Here is a 20,113-nt window from a genome sequence, read left to right on the forward strand (position 1 = left end):
AGCCGTAGTCCAGGAGGGCCCAATCAAATGAATATGAATCAATTGGAAACCTTTATCACTATCTCCAAAACCATGAGCTTCCGCAAGGCGGGAGAGATTCTCAACCTTACCCAACCCGCGGTATCTGCCCAGATCAAGAGTCTGGAGGACGAATACCAAAGCGTGCTTATTGACCGCAACCAGCCGGTTACCCTAACGGACAGCGGGCGTGTTTTTCTGGAGCATGCCATGAAAATTGTCCGCACTGTAGAAGAACTGAAGCAGCGCCTGGCCGACTTGGAGAATACCCCTCAGGGCCATATCCATCTGGGAACCACTACCTCCATCGCCATGCAGACGCTGCCGAGGGTTCTTTCCTATTTTCAGAACCAGTTTCCGCTGATTAAAATCACCATTCACTCCATGCCCTCCTCCCAGATTATGGCCAGTGTGGAGAACGGCAGCGTGGATATTGGAATCGCGTATCTGTTCGAAAAAAATCCGTATCTGGAATCGTCTATCCTGTATTACGATACCTTCGAGCTTGTGGTGGCCCCGGATCATCCGCTGGCATCACATGAATTTGCTACCATTGAGGAGCTGCGCCATATTCCCCTGGTGATGCTCTCCCAGGATACGGCTGGACGCCGGTTTGTGGATGCTCTGTTTAAGAAGCTGGACATTGTGCCGCAGACGGTGATGGAGCTCTCTAGCAGTGAGGAAGTAAAACGGATGGTGGAGCTGAATATGGGCGCAGCCATTATCTCCAGATTGTCCATCGCCAAGGAGCTTCGCCTCGGCACACTCAAGATGATTAAGGTCAATGAATTGGAGATTAGCCACCCGGTTGGGGTAGTATATAAATCAGGGCGCTACCTGAGTTCCGCGATGCAGCAATTCCTGAGCGACCTGAAGGGAATGCCGCAAAACCAGTTTCTCGGTTCGGAATAAAGCGCCGATAACGCATACGTTTTAAAGGAGAACAATCATGAAATTCGATTTGCATACCCATCACAGCCGTTGCGGCCACGCCCGCGGCCAAATCCGCGATTACGTCGAAGCAGCACTCCGCGGTGGATTGCAGGTCATCGGCATCTCGGACCATTCCCCCTATTTCGGCGAAAAATCCGACCATGCGCAGCCACGCATCGCCATGGCCAAAAGCGAATTTCCCCGCTATGTGGAAGAGGTGCTGGCCCTAAAAGAGGAATACCGCGGACGGATTGAGGTGCTGCTTGGAGTGGAGTCGGATTTTTTCCCTGAGCATGTGGGGGCGTACCGGGCTATCTATGACAAGTATCCCTTTGATTACATCATCGGGTCTGTCCACCAATCCGGAGGAGTCAGCATCTTTAACAAAAGACGGTTCAGGGGTTTGTCGGAGCAGGAGAAAATCAGGGAGAAGGAGCAATATTACGATCTGATTCTCCAGTCGGCCAAAAGCGGCATGTTTCAGATTCTTGGACATATCGATGCCATGAAGGGCTTTTATCCCGCCTTTTCGGATATCCGCACGGAAGCAGTGGAAAAGACGCTCCGGATCATCGGGGAAGCGGGTATGGCTATAGAGGTGAATACCTCCGGAAAAACCAAGGATGTGGGAGGCTGGTATCCCTCCGATGAGATCTTGGAGATGGCCCTGCGTTACGGCGTTTCCGTTACCTTCGGCTCGGACGCCCATGACCCGGAACGGGTGGGCGATGATCGGGAGCTGGTGGCCCGCCGCCTGAAGGAAATCGGCTATAAGGAATGGGTTTATTTCAGCGCCAAGAAGCGGATTGCTGTCCCCCTCTGATCCGCCATCGAGGATCATATTATTTCGCAGAAACCGGAGCCGGACTCCGGTTTTTTGCAGTTCATAAAAAAAGTGACCCTCGCCGGTAGCGGCAGGGCCGAATCCATCATATATGAAAAAAAGGGGGTCTTGCTGTTATCATAGCCCGGACTTGTTAGAAAAGGGTAACGCTTGTATTTCATTTGTGTTACAAGTTGGATGAAAACAAGGATTGTCCCCAATCTGGAGCAATTTTCATTATCAGGATCCATAAAATGCTCATTTGCCACGGATTTCCACTATTACGTATACTACAGATATAGACTACAAAAGGGAGGGCGGCATCTTGTTTCAGGACTTCCACCATCAGCTGCATGTAAAGCAGCAAACGGCATCCAAACGTACACTGTGGATTACCTTATGGATTACTGTGTTTTTTACGCTTGTGGAAATTATCGGCGGGCTGGTGTCCAATTCTTTGGCTTTGCTTTCGGATTCGGCCCACATGATCTCGGATGTGATTGCCCTTGCTCTTAGCATGGTAGCCATCTATCTCGCATCCCGGCCTCCGACTCCGCGGTTTACCTTCGGCTTCCTCCGTTTCGAAATTATCGCGGCTTTTCTGAACGGGCTGGCCCTGGCGGCAATTTCCATCGGTATCGTCATTGAGGGCATCCGGCGTATGATTAACCCGCCGGAGGTAAATTATCCGGTGATGCTTTTCATTTCCACCATCGGCCTTATCGTTAACATTGTGCTCACTTATGTTCTGAGCAGAAGCATGAAGGAAGAGGATAACCTCAATGTGAAAAGCGCCTTATGGCATTTTATCGGGGATCTGTTAAGCTCCATCGGCGTTATTGCCTCCGCTCTCTTGATCCTCGCCACAGGCTGGCATTGGATGGATGCCTTCATCAGCATAGCCATCGGCGGTGTCATTCTTGTGGGAGGCGCCCGCATTATCCGGGAATCCTGCCTGGTTCTGATGGAATCTGTCCCCGAGGCCTACGATCTTCAGCAGATTCAGCAGGACATTCTGTCCATCCCTGGAGTGGAGGATGTGCACGAAATGCATCTGTGGGCCATTTCCAGCGGGCATTATTCATTAACCGCCCATGTTTTCGTCAACAAGGATATGCAGCCGCTGTGTGTGATTCTGGCGATTAACGAAATGTTAAAGGAGAAATACAGCATTGTTCATGCCACCATTCAAACGGAGCATGCCCAGATCCATCCCCACGGCGAATACGGCCGCCGCTTTCTGGCGGAACGGGGGAGAGAGGACGAGGATCCCGGGTTTTCTTGCCCGGTGTGACGAATCGCAGAAGAAACCAAAAACGCCGGTCCCGATGAAGGGCGCCGGCGTTTTCTTTATTTGTTCATAGGAGGCTCCGCTTAGTGCCTCCCGCGGTCAAGCTCCGCTTCCAAATGAGGCTTATTCGTACCAGTAGCCTTTATGATTTTTTTCAAGACGCATCAAGGCTTCCAGGTAGTAGTAGTCGCCCCAGATCATGAAGTCGTCGGGGCTGTGGCCCAGGCGCACGGCATAGGAGCCATGCTCGATAAAACCTTCGGCGTCCGGCTGGTTCATGGTGGAGTAATGCTTCACCAGACCCTCCATGGTCTTCTGCACACCTTCCTCGAGATAAGCGCGGTCAGGGTCATTTTCAGGCAGATGCTTCAAGAGCTCCAGGATACCGCAGGCCGTGATGGCCGATGCGGAGCTGTCGCGTTTGGTTTCCGGTGTGATTTCCACGTCGAAGTCCCAATAGACCACGTTATCTTCCGGCAGACGCTCCAGGAAGTACTTGGCCATTCTTTTGGAGGTATCCAGATACCGGTCATCCTTGGTGTAATGGTAGCCCAGGGCAAAGCCGTAGACACCCCAAGATTGGCCGCGGGTCCAGGTGGAGCCGTCGGTATTGCCTTGGTGGGTGCCGCCGCGGACAGGCTCGCCATTCTCCGGATTAAACCAGAAGGTATGGTAAGAGGAGTCATCGCCGCGCACCAGGAACCGGCGGGATTTTTCGGTATGCAGGATTGCCTTGTTCTTGTAATCCTCGTTGCCGGTTTGCTCGTAGGCCCAATACAGAAGAGGCAGATTCATCAGGCAGTCGATGATAATCCGTCCGCCGTTCTCGGTATCCCCTTCTCTGCCCCAAGCTTGGATCAACCCTGCCTTGGGACGCCAGCGGCGCAGCAGTACATCGGCGGCGGCGATAGTCAGCTCGCGTGCAGCCTCATCCTTTTCGATCATCCATTGAGCCTTGGAGGAAAGGGAATACAGAAAGCCGATATCATGGTGGTCCAGGCTCTTCATGGTATTCAGGCGGTCGCGGAAGTTCTCCACGGTTTTTTCGGCAGCATCCCGGATGGCTTCATCCTTGCTGTATTCATAGGCGAGCCAGAGAATGCCGGACCAGAAGCCGTCCGTCCAATCGGTATTGTCGTTTAACAAATACTTGCCGTTTTCACTGACATGGGGGAATTGGCCTCCAAAACGCGCGATATTCGCTCTTGTTTTTTGAACCGCATCTTCAATTGCCTGTTTCCAAAGACTCAATCTGCTCATCTCCTGTTTTTAGATACATGTATAAAAGTGCGTCTTCAAGTTGGGAGAGGGTTATTCGGTGGACATCCGGGGAATCAGCCGCATGGGAATATGAATCTCATGGGCCGGACTGCCGGTTGGTTTCACCGTTTCAAATCGCTCCAGGGAAATATTCCGCAGCGCCGCACCTTCCTCCAAATGCTGAAGCAGCATACATACCGCATGGGAAACCTGATTGTCCAGATCGATATCCAGACTGGTGATGGAGGGCCAGTTATGCTGGGCCACCGATTGGTTATTGATGCCCACAACCTTGATCTGGCCGGGAATATCGTACCCGCGGGCCTGCAGCCGGGAGATCAGCATAAACGCGTCGCCGTCGTCAAAGGCCAGGATACCCAAGGGCTCACCTTGTTTCACTACATCTTCAATAGACTCAAAAATCTCGTCCTCATACATGCCTTGAGTCGGAATGATCCGATGTGGAATTCCGCAGCCCTCCACACCACGCTGAAAGCCGACAAGCCGCTGCTGGTTGGTAGTCCGGGCTCTTACGCGGCTAATATAGAACAATTGCCTGCAGCCTCTCTCCGCCAGATGCAGCACCGCCTTCTCCGCTCCTCCGGCAAAATCCAGATTAACGGCACCCAGCGCCACGTTCTCCGGCCAGTTATAGGCGTTAAACAGCACCATCGGTGTGCCTTCGCCGACAAACTTGCGGGTGGTCTCCGGATTCATGGCCAAGCCGTGGCAAAACAGTCCGTCGACCCGGCGGCGCAGAAGTGTTTCCATATGCCGCTTCTCCAGCTCCGGCTTCCCGGTGGAGGAGTATACGGACAGATGGTAGCCGAATTGATGGACCACATCCTGCATGGCGTGGGCAAAATCCGCAAAATAACCGTTAAAATGGGGCAAAACCAGGCCCAGCTCATAGGTTTTTTTGCGGCTGAGGCTGGCCGCCATCTCATTGCGGCGGTAGCCAAGCAGCTGCACCGCGTCCTCCACCTTGCGGATGGTTTCCTCCGCCAGGGGAACATTCCGCCGGTTCAGTACATTGGAAACAGTGGCAATGGAGACACCAGCGGCCCTAGCCACGTCGATGATGGTAATCTGTTTGTTTTTCAGGGCCGTGCACCTCCGGTTATCGGGTTACAGCTTGAATACGTTTACTTGATTAGTTGAAACGTTTAAATAATGCTTTAGATTTATTTTAGCCTAATTAACAGTTGGCGTCAATGATAGACATGGCAGTCATTGGGCAAGCATGTGGCTGTCCAGCCGCCCCATCGAATATGATTTTTCGAGTACAATTTTTGTAAACCACTGTTTTCGGCGGGTTATATATGAAATTTCGAGTTCATTCCGAGGAAAAAGGTAACATCGGGGAATTTATATATGATATTTCATATATAACACACTAAATCAAGGCTGCTCTACAATTTATATATGATTTTTCGAGTATAGCCTCTAGAGGAGTTTCCAACAAACGGTTGCGCCACTCCACCATTTGTGATATTCTTACAGTTCCGCTTTATCGGCCTAAAACATATGGTGAAACCTTAGCTTATGCTTACGATGCCGGTTTTTACTGGCGTAAAAACCTTAGCTTATGCTTACGATGCCGGTTTTTACTGGCGTAAAAACCTTAGCTTATGCTTACGATGCCGGTTTTTACTGGCGTAAAAACCTTAGCTTATGCTTACGATGCCGGTTTTTACTGGCGTAAAAACCTTAGCTTATGCTTACGATGCCGGTTTTTACTGGCGTAAAAACCTTAGGAGGTAACTGAATATGGATACCGACATTCAAAGTGCCTATCAAGAAGAGCTCCTCCGGTTGGAGGAGGCCGGACGGATCATCAGCCGGCAGCTGGATGAATTAAACGCCATGTCCCGGTATAACGGGAGTGATTTTACGGAGCAGGTTCTGGAGGGACTCCGGGAAGAAACCCGGCACAAGCTGGCAGTCGCCCTGCCGGAGCCCTACTTCGGAAGACTGGACTTTCAGGAGGCCGGACATAGCGACCCGACTCCCCTCTACATCGGCAAGGCGGGAGTAGAGGACCGGATCGGCGGCCATCCGCTGGTCATAGACTGGCGGGCTCCTGTAGCCAGTCTTTTCTATTCCTTCACAGGCGGCGACGGGCCGGCGGAATACGATTCCCCCGACGGGCTGGTGGAGGGGCTGGTTTACCTGAAGCGGAACCTGGTCATCCGCAAGCAGATTCTCCAGCGGGTGACGGACAGTTACCTGCGGGGCAGCAGCCAAGGTGCAGTGACGGATGAGTTCCTCCTGTACCGTCTGGGAGAGAACAAGGATAACAAGCTCCGGGATATCGTCTCCACCATCCAGGCGGAGCAGGACAAAATTATCCGGGCCGCCAAAAACAAGGCTCTGATTATCCAAGGCGTTGCGGGCAGCGGCAAAACCACCGTGGCCCTGCACCGGCTGGCCTTCCTGCTCTATCAGTACCGGGATCAGGTGAAGGCGGAGCGGATGATTATTTTTGCCCCTAACCGGATGTTCCTGGATTACATCTCCGGGGTGCTGCCGGAGCTGGGGGTGGGAGACATCGCCCAAACCACCTTTGCCGATTGGGCGCTGGAACGGCTGGACGACAACCTCAAGCTGGGCAGCGAGGCCCAGGATCTGGAGAAGCGGTTTGCGGTTGCACCGCACCAAGATACCACCGGGAACCCTGCGGAATCAGAAGAGCCGATTCCCTCAGGCAGATGGAAAGGCTCCGCGGAGCTGGCAGACCGTCTCAGCCGGGAGCTGGACGTATACGAAAAGGAATATTGCGCTCTGCAGGATTTCACTCCCTGGGAGGGGACCCGTCAGCTGCCAGGCAAAACCATTCGTCATTGGTTCTATGTAGAGACTGTCCATGAACCCATCGGCAAACGGCGGCAGCGGGTGGAAGCCCGGATCAGACGTTGGCTGGAGATGGAGCTGGAAGCCACACGAGACCCTAAGATCCGTAAGGACCGCAAAAAGCTGGCTGGCGCCAGACTGAAGGCTTATCTGAAAAGCTGGAGCCCTCCCTCGGCACTGGATTTCTACCGGAGACTGTTCGAGCCGGAAACCCGGCCGCAGTGGGTTCCGGAGCAGCGGGCAGAGGAATCCAGGAAACGTCTGGCCAAACGCGAGGTGCTTCAGGAGGATTTAGCCGCCCTGTTATATATTCATAACCGCTTCTACGGCATTCACGGCAATGACCGGTTCGACCATATTGTAATCGACGAAGCCCAGGATTTTTCCCCGCTCCAGGTATTGGTCCTGAAGCAGCACAGCAAAAATCATTCCTTCACCATACTGGGCGACCTGGCCCAGGGTATCCATGATTACAAGGGTGTCCATAGCTGGGAAGAGTTCGCCGGACTGTTCGATGGGGAGGAAACGGAAACCTTCCAGTTGAACCGAAGCTACCGCTCTACTATGGAGATCATCCAGTTTGCCAATGGAGTTATCGCCCACAGCGGAGTAGCGGTCAGCCCGGCTGTCCCTGTTTTCCGCAGCGGCGAGCAGGTCCGGGTGGAGCAGACCGCCAAACGGATGCCCGCTATTGTGCAGGCTGTCCGCGAGCTGTCGGAGGAGGCACACGGCACCATCGCCGTTATTGGCCGCACTGAAAAGGAATGCGCCGCCATCCACAAAGAGCTGGTCAATGCAGGCTTTTCCCCTGCATTGCTTACTGCCTCCCAGCAATCCTATGGCGGCGGACTTTCCGTGCTTCCTGTCTATCTGTCTAAAGGCTTCGAGTTCGATGCCGTGCTGGTGACGGATGTGGATGAAACCCGCTACAAGGCTTCCCCCCGGGATGCCAAGCTATTGTATGTGGCCTGTACCCGGGCGCTGCATGATCTGCGGCTCCAGTATACGGGTCAACCATCACCGCTGCTGCCTGATGAAGAGGCAACACACTCATAAAACCGAAAAACCTCGCTTTCCCAACGGGATATTCCCATGGAAAGCGAGGTTTTATTTATGGCTCTGTGCGGACTGGCGCGGCAAGCTCCGTTTCACCGAGTCTCTTCCGCAGCCTGCCGCCGGCAACGGCCACCGCCAGATATAGCACTAGAAACAGAAGCATAATTCCTGCGGAAAACCGGTACATCACCGCATAGCTGGTGGCCGCAGCCACCACTCCCAGGCCCATGGAGCCCACGGCAACCCCCAGATCAATGCTGTTGTAAAACAGGCTGTTGATCAACCCATGGCTGGACCGTGGAGATCCGCCCAGCATCCAGGCCTGCACAGTAGGCTGGACGGCGCCATAGCCCAATCCGAACAGGAGTGCGGAGGACATGAGCATCACCATGGAGTGGGTATAGGACAGCAGTCCGAGGCTTGCCACCAAAACCATAGCGGCGGGCACCAGAACCACAGCATGCCCCCGGGTATCATAAAGCCAGCCCGAAACCGGCCGGACAGCCAGCACCGTGAGGGCATTAAACAGGAAAAACAGGCCGATATTGGCCAACCCGATGTCCCGCCCGTACAATGCCAGAAAGCTGAGAATGCCTCCGTAGCAGGAGGACAGCAGCGTGTTCAGTGTTAACGGCAGCCACAGCCTGCCGGCCAGCCCTGTTGAAGGCGGCTCCTCCCTCTGCCGGACACCGCCGGAAGCATTGCCGGCTGCCCGTTGAACTTCCACAGCGCTTCTTTTGCTTGATTCAGCCTGGGAAGATACTCCCGCCGCCCGCGTAATGGCCAATAGAGGAATAACCGCCGCTGCCGCAACCGCTCCCCACACGGTCAACACGCCGAAGCCGAAGCCGTCCAGAAGCGCCAGGCCGATCATTGGCCCAAAGGACATGGCCAAGCTGGTGGACAGGCCAAAATAACCGATGCCCTCCCCCATCCGGCGGGTGGGGATAATCCGGCTCACCAAGGTGGGCATCACCGTGCTGCCCATGCCGAAGCCGATCCCGAATAACATACGTAAAGCCAGCAGCGAACCCAAGGAATCTGCCAGCGGATAAGCCAGCGTAGCCGCTACGGAAATCCCAAGACTGGTATAAAGCAGCCCTGTTTTGCTGATCCGCTTCATCAAGGCGGCTGTGGCGAAGCGGGCCGCAATAGCCGTCAGCGCAAACAGGCTGGTGACCAGGCTGAGCGCCACATCCCCCGGGGCGAACCGGTCCTTCACGTAGGACGGAAACGGGGACAGCAGCATTTGGAGACACATGAACATCAGGAAATAGCTGATGGTCAGAACAATAAAGGAGCGGGTCCATAATGGCTCGGCACCGCCCGGCTGGGACAAAGGTTTGCCGCTCATTCCTTAACCCCCTGTTCCTTCTCCAGGAGGGCATCGGCGAAACGGATAATCTCCTTCAACCGGGCTAACAGTGCGTCATACGCCTCTTCCCCTAAACTATCCGCCAGCTCCCTGTTTACTCCACGCTCCAGCGGCTCTGTGTTCTGTGCCAACTCCCTGCCCTTACCGGTAGGATACAGACGGAAGGATCTCCGGTCCTGTTCCCCCGGCTTCCGGGAAATCAGCCCCTTCTCCTCCAGTACATCCAGAATCCGGGTCACTGTCGGTTTATCCTTACAGGAACGTTCGGCAATCTCCTTCTGGATCAGACCCTCCTGCCCGGCAATCAAATGAAGCACCGACCATTGTTCGGGACTAATCCCATACTCCTTCAGACGCTGCCCAAAAAGCTGGGACATCCGCCGGGAAGCGACACCTAATGCAAAGCCTAGCGATTGGTTCAGCTCCCACTTCACATCATCCAATGATTCCTTCAATTCAATCCCTCTTCCAAAATAGTTGTTTAAACAATTATATGTAAAACAACTATTGTGGGTCAATACCAGAAAAGCAGCCTTCCCCAAAAGGGATAGGCTGCTTGTAATTTAAAATAGATTTCTCCGGGGGCTCCCCCAAAAGTAATCGGAATCTGCTTCGAAGCATCACGTCACTTTTGGGGGACCGCTTTACATCCCCAGCCATTTTTTGAACAGACGTTTGGTGGTATCCGCATTCATGGCTCCGATGGAGGTGGTCAGCGGAATACCCTTCGGGCAGGAACGCACGCAGTTCTGGGAGTTGCCGCAGCCCTCGATGCCGCCGTCGGTCATCAGAGCGTCCAGGCGTTCCTCCTTGTTCATTTCCCCGGTGGGATGGGCATTGAACAGACGCACCTGGGAAATAGCGGCAGGCCCGATAAAGTCCGTTTTGTCGTTGACATTGGGACAGGCCTCCAGACAAACGCCGCAGGTCATACATTTGGACAGCTCATAGGCCCACTGGCGTTTGGATTCCGCCATCCGCGGTCCTGGCCCCAGATCATAGGTGCCGTCAATGGGAATCCACGCCTTCACCTTCTTCAGCGCCTTGAACATCCGCCCCCGGTCAATAACCAGGTCCCGGACCACCGGGAAGGTGGACATAGGCGCAACCCGGATCGGCTCCTCCAGGTGATCCACCAAGGCGGTGCACGCCTGCCGGGGTTTGCCGTTAATGACCATGGAGCAGGCGCCGCAGACCTCCTCCAGACAGTTGGACTCCCAACAAACGGCAGAGGTTGAACCTCCTTCCGCGTTTACGGGATTCCGCTGGATTTCCATAAGCGCCGTAATCACATTCATATTGGGACGGTACGGAATCTGGAACTCCTCCGTATACGGCTTGCTGTCCGAGCTGTCCTGCCGGGTGACGATGAATTTGATGGAGCGTTTCGCCGCTGCTTCAGCCATAGTCATTGCGCCCCCTTCTTTTTCTTGTCGGTGGTGTAATCCCGCTTCCGCGGGGTAATCAGCGAGGTGTCCACAGCCTCATAGGTGATCTTCGGCCCGTCGGGATGATGGGTGGCGATGGTGGTTTTCAGGAATTGTTCGTCGTTGCGGTCCGGAAAATCAGGCTTGTAATGGGCACCGCGGCTTTCATCCCGGAGCAGCGCCCCCAGCGTCATGGCATCCGCCAGCTCCAGCATATTCCACAGCTGCCGGGTGAAGGCCACACCCTGGTTGCTCCAGCGGGAGGTATCGTTTACATTGACCCGGGCATAACGCTCCTTCAGTTCCTTGATCTTGACAATGGTTTCCTCCAGGCGTTTGTTCACCCGCACCACCGTCATATTGTTGGTCATCCAATCCCCCAGCTCCTTGTGGAGGACATAGGGATTTTCATTGCCGTCCTTTTTGAGCAGGTCCTCATATTGCTTTACCCGTTTTTGGGCCTCCCGCTCGAATATGGTAGAGGAAAGATCCTCGGCATGCTTGTCAAGCCCGCGGACATATTCAATGGCTTTCGGCCCCGCCACCATTCCGCCAAAAATCGAGGACAGAAGGGAATTGGCCCCCAGCCGGTTGGCGCCGTGGTACTGGTATTCACATTCCCCTGCGGCGAACAGCCCGGGGATATTGGTCATTTGATTATAATCGCACCATAGTCCGCCCATGGAATAGTGGACAGCAGGGAAGATTTTCATGGGAATCTTCCGCGGGTCCTCACCCATGAATTTTTCATAGATTTCGATAATGCCGCCCAGCTTGATGTCCAGCTCCCGGGGATTCTTGTGGGACAGGTCCAGATAAACCATGTTCTCCCCGTTGATCCCCAGCTTCAAATCCACACAAACGTGGAATATCTCACGGGTGGCAATATCACGGGGCACCAGATTGCCGTAGGCGGGATATTTTTCCTCCAGGAAGTACCAGGGTTTGCCATCCTTGTAGGTCCAGATCCGGCCGCCTTCGCCCCGGGCGGATTCGCTCATCAGCCGCAACTTGTCATCCCCGGGAATGGCTGTAGGGTGAATCTGGATAAACTCCCCGTTGGCGAAATGGACCCCTTGCTGGTAAACAGCAGAAGCGGCCGTACCGGTGTTAATCACCGAATTGGTGGTTTTTCCGAACACGATACCCGGTCCGCCCGTGGCCAGGATGACGGCGTCCGCCTTGAACACCTCAATCTCCATACTCCGCAAATTCTGGGCGGTAATGCCGCGGCATACCCCTTCATCATCAAGAACGGCGGACAGGAACTCCCAATGCTCATATTTGGTTACGAGCCCCGCTTCCTCCTGGCGCCGGGCCTGCTCATCCAAGGCATACAGCAGCTGCTGGCCGGTAGTCGCTCCCGCAAAGGCAGTGCGGTGGTACTTGGTGCCTCCGAAACGCCGGAAGTCCAAAAACCCTTCGGGTGTCCGGTTAAACATAACCCCCATCCGGTCCATCAGGTGGATAATGCCCGGTGCAGCCTCGCACATGGCTTTGACCGGAGGCTGGTTGGCCAGAAAGTCCCCGCCGTATACCGTATCGTCAAAATGCTCCCACGGGGAATCCCCTTCCCCCTTGGTATTGACTGCCCCGTTGATGCCCCCTTGAGCGCATACCGAATGGGAGCGCTTAACGGGAACCAGGGAAAACAGATCTACATGAACGCCGGCTTCCGCGGCTTTAATCGTTGCCATCAGACCGGCCAAACCGCCGCCGACCACAATAATGTTCGAAGTCGCCATATCCGTCCCCTCCTAAGGGCTTTCCGTAAGGAAAGCCAGCATCGTAAGCATAAGCTTGGGTTTTCTGTAAGAAAACCTGCGTCGTAAGCATAAGCTGGGGCTTTCCGTTAGGAAAGCCCGGAATCGATAGAATAATCAGGGCTGCAATAGCGCCGTCACGGGCCGCTGGCTGAAGTCCATACCGGCGAAAGCCGTCAGCGCCAGAATAAACATCACGGACATTACCACGAATACGCCCATCCACACATAGCCGGAAATCCGCTGGGAGCGAGGACCAATGGTGATGCCCCAGCTGACCAGGAAGGACCACATGCCGTTGGCGAAGTGGAACGAAACCGAAACCACCGCAATCACATAAATCACAAACGCCCAGGGCTGGCTGATAATCTCATGCATACGCACGCCTAATTGGTCATGGGCTACATTGCCCAATGCCACCTGGACCCGGGTTTCGAACACGTGCCAAACAATAAACAGAAGCGTAATCACTCCCGTCACCCGCTGCAGAGTGAACATCCAGTTGCGGAAATAGCCGTACTGCTTGGGGTTGTTGCGGGCGGTATAAGCTACGTACAAGCCATACACGCCATGGTACAGGATGGGCAGCCAGATGCCGAAGAGCTCCATAAAGAATACCAGCGGAAGGCTGTTCAGCCACTCCACCTTGGCAAGAAAGCCCTCATGCCCCTCGTGATACGCTGCGTAGTTGGTATAAAGATGCTCCACAAGAAATGCGCCCACCGGAATGACACCCAGCAGGGAATGCAGCTTACGGTAGAAATAGGAATTCCCCTTCATACGCAAAAACCCCTCTCAGCAGCGTTGTCACAAACCGTTCACAAAACTCATATTACCATTTTCCCTATTATTTCTCATGTAAACGCTGCATTTCTAAATGTGAACATTCTGTGTCTCCCCTTATGTTAACGCTTTATGGCTTAATAGGGAAGTGCATTTTTATTATAATGGGTTATGTATGTTCGCTATATGAGAGAAAAGAGGATAACTTCCGTGCAGAATAACCTGGATATATTCGCTGTTGTTGTGGAGCAGGAAAGTCTGAATAAAGCCTCCCGTGTACTAAATTTGTCCCAACCCGCATTGTCCCGGAAAATCATGCACCTGGAGGAGGAGATGGGTGTCGCCCTCTTCGAGCGCAGGGGCAAACGTCTGGAGCTGACCCGGGCAGGCCGCATTTGCTATGATTATGCGCTGCGGATGCGGGAAATGACCGCCGAGTTCGAAACCCGGCTGCGGCCCTTCATCTCCCCCGAGATGCCGTCGAGCATTACCATCGGAGCCAGTCTCACCACCCTGCAATCCAGTCTCCCGGAGATTATTTCCCTGTTCAATAAGGACCACCCGCAAACCGACATTCAAGCCATTACCGGCAAAACCCATGAAATCGTCGAACTGGTGCGGGAAAATAAGGCGGATTTTGGACTGGTCGCCTCGGTGATCGACCATCCGCGGCTGGAGTGTTACCCCTTGTTCGATGACCACCTGTCCCTGGTGCTGCCTGCCGGGCATCCGTACCTGAGCCGGACGGATCTGACCATGAAGGACCTGCATCAGCTGCCTATGATCCTCTTTTCCAAAGGAACCTGGTATCGGGTGCTCATGGACGAGCTGTTCGAGCAGCATGACGCTTATCCCAATGTCAAAATGGAGATCGACTCCTTCGAAGCCATTCTCCGATTAGGCTCCGTATTGGGCTGTGCCACGCTTCTGCCCGCCTCCTACCTGGAGCGGACCCTTGGCGGAGGGAGCTCGGAGATGAAGGCTATCCAGCTGCCCGAGCTGTTGGCCGCCATCCGCACCACCTCCCTGATCTTGAACACGGAGGGAAGCGTTCAAACCGCCGTACATGCGTTTGTGGCGCGGGCGCAGGAGTTTTACCGGGCGGAAGGGAACCGGAGGGTGGATGGGCAAAAGTAGGCAAAAAAAGCCCGCCCCCGTAAACCGGAGGGCAGGCCGTCAAATTTAATGCAGCTTTCTCATTATATTTTTGTGAACCCGCTTCGGGGTCATAAACGGGGAACCGGCATTGATCCGCGGAATCTCCATCCAGTTGGTTTTGCGGGTCACTATGCCTGGCTGAACGGTGAAGGCATAGCGGAAGCCGCCTTCCTGGAGAAGCCCGGGAACCTTGGCGTTGAACATACCATACGGATAAGCATAAGCATCTGCCTTGGACCGGAAACGCTTCAGCTCCGTTGAGCAGGACAGGGTATCCTGCCGGATGCGGCTGGTGTACTCCTCATCCGTTTCCGGTTTGCCTTTGTTTTCGAGCTTCCCCGACAGATAGGATTCCTTCGGATTCACCTGCTTGTGCAGGGCATTGGAGTGACATTGCAGCTCGGCGCTATTATGATCGGCAAGCTCCGTCATCTCCGCGGCGCTTAGGGAAGGAATCGTGCTCCTCTCCGGATGCCCGATAAATTCCGTCACAATAAAATTGACGGCCTGCACCTGATTCCGGGACAGCACCGGGACCGCATGGGTATAAAAGCTTTTGTATCCGTCATCAAAGGTAACCAGCACCGCATTGCGCGGCACCTCACCGCCCTGGGTGAAGCGGCGGAAATCCTCCATGGTAATAAAGTGGTAGCCCCGCCGCTTCATATCCTTCAGCTGGCGGTCCAGAAGCCCGGGTGTAATGGTCACCGAGCCCATATCCTCATCCGCCACGTGATGATAGACCAGCACCGCTACCTTATCCTTATAATAAGGGCGGGAATGGTTGTTGTCGGCAACGGCAAGGCACAGCATGGTTAACAGCACAACAACGAACAAATAGCGGACAAGCGACGGAAGTGCAAAAAAACGGTGTTGCGGCAAACGAATAAACCCCTCTCGACAATATAAGAAACCGTATCCATTGTACGGCAAACCGCGATAGAAAAAAAGGGAAAGAATAGGATAGAGGCATTCCCTCTTAAAATAAGCCCGGCAAAGCTGCATAAGCCCACAAATGTTAATGGGGGCTTACGTTTGTTGTTGGGGAAGCGGATGGCTCCGGACAGTTGGAGAGTCCGAGCCAGACTAGGTGGGCCATCCGGGACGGACACCGGAGCGGGGATGGGAGGTTAGCTTGCAAGGGCGGACTCCGGAGCGGCAGGTTAGCTTGACTTGATGGGGTGGCCGAGATAAGACTGGTGTTTTGCTTGAATAGAAGAGGCTTCCCGATGGGATGCCCATCTAACGGCGGCCAGAGCCTCTATTTGGCTCAAAAGGCCTGCGGCAATTTTCTAACGGATGCCAGCGCCGTTATTGGCTCCAAACAGGCCTGTTTCTGGCCATTTTGCTCCACATAGCGTCTCCCACCGCCGTTAGAAAAATATCAACGCCGATATCGCATAAATAGCGGCTCTCACCGCCGTTAGCCGCTCACTCACCCTCTCACGGGCAAACCAAAAAAAACACCCTCACCTTGCCGGACCGGCAGGATGAGGGTGTTTGGGGATAGCGGGGACGGTTATGGAGCCGCGACGGGAGATGGCTTCTCTAGGGCGCTGCATTCGTAACCCGTTCCCTGGTTTTGACGATAATCTTGCGGATGCTGTCCTCAGACAGATGGTACATCTGGATCAGCTCGAAGATGGTGGAGCCGCTTTTGTAGCGGCCATAAATTTCACGGTTGCGTTTTTCAATGATCAGCCGGGTGCCGTTGTTTTCGCCCCAACCGGCACGCTTCTGTTCTTTTTTGGGAATATAAATGATCTCCCCCTGGATGTAATCCTGAAGCTGCTTAAGCAAGCTAGGGGGAAGAACGTCCTTTCCGTTTTTGTAACTCATACAGTACCTCCTGGTTATTTGTCATTACGATGATAGAGCGGACATGGGTTCCGGTAAGCTGATTGAACAGCACTCCTGCAACTTGCTTCATCATTTGACACACCTCCTTAATTTGGTATTTTTTCAATATTTTTCCGTAATGGGGAATAAAAAAAACACGATAACCACATCGTGCCACAACATGCGCGTACGCATACGTATTGTTGGTCCGGGGGATGGTTATAGTCCTGCGTTTATTCAGTTGGCAAGCACCTCATTATTCATTCCAAACCCAACAGTAAACAGCTTTTTCATTGTCGCCATCTCCCTTCGCATCATGTTTACCGGCTATACCGCCGATAACGTTACCATTATATAACACATGCCTTATGTACATCAAGCAAAAAATTTCTTATCTGTGAAACCTCTCCAGCGGGGCTGTCCTGAAATAACACGGTCCATGCCGCAAGCCGGATGTGTTATGGAAGCCTCGAAATCGGTGAAGCCAATTGGAGGCGGGAATCGCAGCAGAAGCGATTATCAACTAAAAGAGGGACCTTGCGGTCCCTCCCCTTTCTACAGCTGACTCCCGCTAATTAGGCGGAAATCACCTCGTGGAAAGTAATCATGTCGATCACACTCCTTTCGTAAAGGATTCGCCGGCTCCTTTATTAAACCCCATAGGAAGCCATGTCCTCAAGGGAAGAAATGAATATATCGAATCTCTCCTGATTCTCTACCGCAAGCTCCTGCACGGATCAGCCCATTGGCGGGCAAACCCGGATGCCGTTCTCCTCCAGCTCCAGACGGATACGCCGGGCAAATTCCGCTGCCCCGGGATGATCCCCATGGATGCATACAGTCTCTGCGGCCATGGCTACCCGGCTGCCGTCCGAGGCGGCAACCCCGCCGGTCCGCACCATCTCCAGCACCCGGGCGATGGCCTGACTGCTGTCATGAACAACAGCTCCCGGCTCCTGCCGTGGCGTGAGACTGCCGTCCGGACGGTAGCCCCGGTCCGCGAAAACCTCGGAAACCGTAGACAGCCCTGCATCCTGTCCGGCCCGGATCAGCCGACTTCCTGCAAGGCCGTAGAGCAGAAGCGATGGGCAAAAGTCCCGGACGGCCTCCGCCACAGACCGGGCCAACACCCCGTCAGCCGCCGCCATATTGTAGAGGGCGCCATGGGGCTTCACATGATGCAGACGTTCCCCGTAGGGACGCAAAAAAGCCTCCAAGGCTCCCAACTGGTACAGCACCGCCCCATAAATCTCCTCGGGAGACAAACGCAGCTCGCGCCTGCCGAAGCCCTGAAGATCCGGCAGGCCGGGGTGGGCACCGATTCTGACCCCATGCTCCAGGCACAGCCGGACGGTGCTTGCCATCACCGCAGGATCTCCCGCATGGAAGCCGCAGGCGATATTGGCGGAGGTCACATAAGGCAAAATAGCGGCATCGTCCCCCATCCGGTAAGGGCCGAAGCTCTCTCCCAAATCGCAGTTCAAATCCACAGCGGGTTGGCCGCCGGCACCTTCCGTCATGAGACCTTCTCCTCCTTTTTTAGCGCAAACAACGTTTACTCTTCACCAAACCAATGCAACAATGCGGCCTCGAAGCGGGCCAGTGCTATACGCCGCTCCAGATACAGCTCCTCCGCTTCCGCCAGTTCGATCTCCCGGAAGCGGAGCTGCACTCCGGGACGCAGCTGGCCCAGCAGCGGCAGGTCCACCGCCGCCACCTGGGCGATGCGGGGGTAGCCTCCTGTGGTGCCGCAGTCCGGCAGCAGCACAATGGGCTGGCCGTCCGGAGGCACCTGGACGGCTCCCGGGGCTACCGCTTCCGATACCATGGAAGCGGTGGTATCTATGGGCGTGCCCTGCAGGCGCACGCCCATGCGGTCGGCTTCGGGCCGCACCGTGTACGGCCCGGCGAAGAAGCGCCGGAGCACCTCCGGCGCGAACAGGGCGGCCTCCGGCCCGCGCAACGCGCGGACCGTCCAGGCCGCCTGCCCTGGCAGCGGCGCCGGCGTGGCCAGCCCCGGCGCCGCTGCAAACCCGCTGCGCCCGCCGGGCTGCCGGCGCAGCAGAGCCACTAGCCGCCGGGCTGTGCCGGACGGCGGCCCCAAGAGCAGCAGGTCGTCCGCCTGCAGGGGACGGCCGCCAAACCCGCCCAGGCGGGCGCGGGCATAGGTGCTGCGGCTGCCCAGCACCTCCGGCACGGCGATGCCGCCCGCCACAGCCAATACCCCCCGGCAGCCTGCGGCAGCACGCCGGATGGTTAGCACCGCGCCCGCCGGCACATAATACGGGCGCATAGGCTCCAGGGCCTGACCGTCCAGCCAGGCCTCAAAAGGAGCGCCGCACAGCGCCACAGCCGCTTCACACCCGAACATGAGTGTTGGCCCGGACAAGGTAAGCTCCAGCCCCGCCGCACCGGGCCGATTGCCCACCAGCAGGTTGGCTATGGCCAAGGCCTGCGGGTCAGCCGCTCCCCCCGCAGGAACACCAGCGTCACGGAAGCCGGAACGGCCCAGATCCTGCACCGTAGTGGACAATCCGGGAGCCAGCACGTGGAGAGCTCCGGCTTCCAGCATATCGTCTTGCGTCATCATGCGAACAGCCATCCACCTCTTTCTGCCAATCTGAACCGGGCAAGGGAGAATGTTTCCCGAGTAAGCTTCCCCTTCCCGATTCCCCTCATAACCATAACACCTCTAACTGTTTCATCTGTCTAAAAGTATGGCCGATACCGCAGGATGAACATCCCGCCTGCGGCAGGGGCCTTGTTCCTTCAGGGCAGCCGCTCCTCCACAGGCACAAATCTGACCCTGTCCCCCGTCCGCAAAAGCGACGGCTCCGTATGGTCTGGCCGGAACAAGGAAAGAGGCGTCCGGCCCACCAGTCTCCAGCCACCGGGGGATTCCAGCGGGTAGATGCCCGTTTGGCTTCCGCCCACCGCAACGGAGCCTGCCGGAACCCGCAGCCTGGGGGTAGGCAGCCGGTCAACTGCCAGCTGCTCCGGCAGCCCGTCCAGATACGGAAAACCCGGCACAAACCCGATCATCAGCACACGGTATTCCGCAGTGCTGTGCTGCCTGATCCACTCTTCCGGAGTGGTACCGCATAAGGCGGCCACCTCCTTAAGGTCAGGTCCCCACGGTCCTCCATAACGCACAGGAATGTCGATCAGCCTAGGCAGGGCTTCTGGCTGCTCCTGCACCTTGTCCCATTCCAGCTCCAGCAGGCCGCATACCACATCCTGCAGGCTTTCCGGCCGCAGAGCCTCCAGCTCAGACCATACCGGCATGATCTTGTCCAATCCCCGGTACAGAAGATAGGGATCATAATAAACAGTAGCGGTATGGATACCCGCCACCGCCTCCACAAAGCCGGGAAAGGGCGACGCCTCCAGATGCCGGACAAAAGGCAGCCAAAAGCCCGGAGCGATACCGGAACTGTCTGATCCGCCCAGGCTTACCGTTACCGCCCGCTCACCCATGGAGCGGAACACCAGAAGCTTACTTTTATCCGCTTTCACATCCCCCGCCTCCTCACA

17 protein-coding genes are annotated in these 20,113 nt (G+C 55.4%); 5 read left to right on the top strand and 12 right to left on the bottom strand.

Annotated elements, in window-relative coordinates; all coding sequences use genetic code 11:
• Positions 1-27 precede the first annotated feature (27 nt).
• The 3 genes from ACI1P1_RS03565 (at position 28) to ACI1P1_RS03575 (ending at position 3,068) form a co-directional block, all read left to right on the top strand.
• The gene (locus ACI1P1_RS03565; RefSeq protein WP_416214987.1) at positions 28-930 is read left to right on the top strand and encodes a LysR family transcriptional regulator; all 903 of its coding nucleotides are present in this window, start codon (positions 28-30) and stop codon (positions 928-930) included.
• Positions 931-967: 37 nt separating this feature from the next.
• On the top strand, positions 968-1,774 hold the full coding sequence (locus ACI1P1_RS03570; protein ID WP_416214988.1) for a histidinol-phosphatase: 807 nt from the start codon (positions 968-970) through the stop codon (positions 1,772-1,774).
• A 322-nt stretch (positions 1,775-2,096) separates the two neighbouring features.
• Complete coding sequence (locus tag ACI1P1_RS03575; protein WP_416215176.1) at positions 2,097-3,068, top strand: cation diffusion facilitator family transporter; 972 nt, start codon at positions 2,097-2,099, stop codon at positions 3,066-3,068.
• A 120-nt stretch (positions 3,069-3,188) separates the two neighbouring features.
• On the opposite strand, the gene ACI1P1_RS03580 is transcribed toward ACI1P1_RS03575, so the two are convergent.
• The gene (locus ACI1P1_RS03580; RefSeq protein ID WP_416214989.1) at positions 3,189-4,325 is read right to left on the bottom strand and encodes a glycoside hydrolase family 88 protein; all 1,137 of its coding nucleotides are present in this window, start codon (positions 4,323-4,325) and stop codon (positions 3,189-3,191) included.
• Positions 4,326-4,376: 51 nt separating this feature from the next.
• Positions 4,377-5,399: a LacI family DNA-binding transcriptional regulator gene (locus ACI1P1_RS03585; protein ID WP_416214990.1), complete on the bottom strand. Its 1,023-nt coding sequence runs from the start codon at positions 5,397-5,399 to the stop codon at positions 4,377-4,379.
• Positions 5,400-6,095: 696 nt separating this feature from the next.
• Between ACI1P1_RS03585 and ACI1P1_RS03590 the strand changes: the two genes are divergently transcribed.
• Positions 6,096-8,234 (top strand): HelD family protein, encoded by a 2,139-nt coding sequence (locus tag ACI1P1_RS03590; RefSeq protein ID WP_416214991.1) that lies wholly within the window; start codon positions 6,096-6,098, stop codon positions 8,232-8,234.
• 55 nt (positions 8,235-8,289) lie between these two features.
• Here the strand turns inward: ACI1P1_RS03590 and ACI1P1_RS03595 are convergent, their stop codons facing one another.
• The 5 genes from ACI1P1_RS03595 to ACI1P1_RS03615 form a co-directional block, all read right to left on the bottom strand.
• Entirely contained in the window at positions 8,290-9,588 is a 1,299-nt protein-coding gene (locus tag ACI1P1_RS03595; RefSeq protein WP_416214992.1) for an MFS transporter, read from the bottom strand.
• Positions 9,585-10,064, bottom strand: coding sequence for a MarR family winged helix-turn-helix transcriptional regulator (locus tag ACI1P1_RS03600; protein WP_416214993.1), 480 nt, complete (start codon positions 10,062-10,064; stop codon positions 9,585-9,587). The genes ACI1P1_RS03595 and ACI1P1_RS03600 overlap by 4 nt, the downstream gene beginning before the upstream one ends.
• A gap of 189 nt (positions 10,065-10,253) precedes the next feature.
• Positions 10,254-11,015: a succinate dehydrogenase iron-sulfur subunit gene (gene sdhB / locus ACI1P1_RS03605; protein ID WP_416215177.1), complete on the bottom strand. Its 762-nt coding sequence runs from the start codon at positions 11,013-11,015 to the stop codon at positions 10,254-10,256.
• Between the two features lie 2 nt (positions 11,016-11,017).
• Positions 11,018-12,781: a succinate dehydrogenase flavoprotein subunit gene (sdhA, locus tag ACI1P1_RS03610; protein ID WP_416214994.1), complete on the bottom strand. Its 1,764-nt coding sequence runs from the start codon at positions 12,779-12,781 to the stop codon at positions 11,018-11,020.
• A 135-nt stretch (positions 12,782-12,916) separates the two neighbouring features.
• Positions 12,917-13,579, bottom strand: a complete 663-nt coding sequence (locus ACI1P1_RS03615; protein ID WP_416214995.1) for a succinate dehydrogenase cytochrome b558 subunit — start codon at positions 13,577-13,579, stop codon at positions 12,917-12,919.
• Positions 13,580-13,792: 213 nt separating this feature from the next.
• Between ACI1P1_RS03615 and ACI1P1_RS03620 the strand changes: the two genes are divergently transcribed.
• Positions 13,793-14,719 (top strand): LysR family transcriptional regulator, encoded by a 927-nt coding sequence (locus ACI1P1_RS03620; RefSeq protein WP_416214996.1) that lies wholly within the window; start codon positions 13,793-13,795, stop codon positions 14,717-14,719.
• A gap of 45 nt (positions 14,720-14,764) precedes the next feature.
• Here ACI1P1_RS03620 and ACI1P1_RS03625 read toward each other — a convergent pair whose 3' ends face one another.
• The 5 genes from ACI1P1_RS03625 to pxpB all read right to left on the bottom strand — a co-directional run bounded on the left by ACI1P1_RS03625 (position 14,765) and on the right by pxpB (position 20,095).
• The gene (locus ACI1P1_RS03625; RefSeq protein WP_416214997.1) at positions 14,765-15,622 is read right to left on the bottom strand and encodes a polysaccharide deacetylase family protein; all 858 of its coding nucleotides are present in this window, start codon (positions 15,620-15,622) and stop codon (positions 14,765-14,767) included.
• A 666-nt stretch (positions 15,623-16,288) separates the two neighbouring features.
• Entirely contained in the window at positions 16,289-16,579 is a 291-nt protein-coding gene (locus tag ACI1P1_RS03630; RefSeq protein WP_416214998.1) for a CD3324 family protein, read from the bottom strand.
• Positions 16,580-17,316: 737 nt separating this feature from the next.
• Positions 17,317-18,099: a LamB/YcsF family protein gene (locus ACI1P1_RS03635; RefSeq protein ID WP_416214999.1), complete on the bottom strand. Its 783-nt coding sequence runs from the start codon at positions 18,097-18,099 to the stop codon at positions 17,317-17,319.
• A 35-nt stretch (positions 18,100-18,134) separates the two neighbouring features.
• Complete coding sequence (locus tag ACI1P1_RS03640; RefSeq protein WP_416215000.1) at positions 18,135-19,169, bottom strand: 5-oxoprolinase subunit C family protein; 1,035 nt, start codon at positions 19,167-19,169, stop codon at positions 18,135-18,137.
• 179 nt (positions 19,170-19,348) lie between these two features.
• The gene (pxpB, locus tag ACI1P1_RS03645; protein ID WP_416215001.1) at positions 19,349-20,095 is read right to left on the bottom strand and encodes a 5-oxoprolinase subunit PxpB; all 747 of its coding nucleotides are present in this window, start codon (positions 20,093-20,095) and stop codon (positions 19,349-19,351) included.
• Positions 20,096-20,113: the final 18 nt, after the last annotated feature.

The organism is Paenibacillus mesotrionivorans (assembly GCF_046098205.1).
GTDB classification, from domain to species: domain Bacteria; phylum Bacillota; class Bacilli; order Paenibacillales; family NBRC-103111; genus Paenibacillus_AR; species Paenibacillus_AR mesotrionivorans.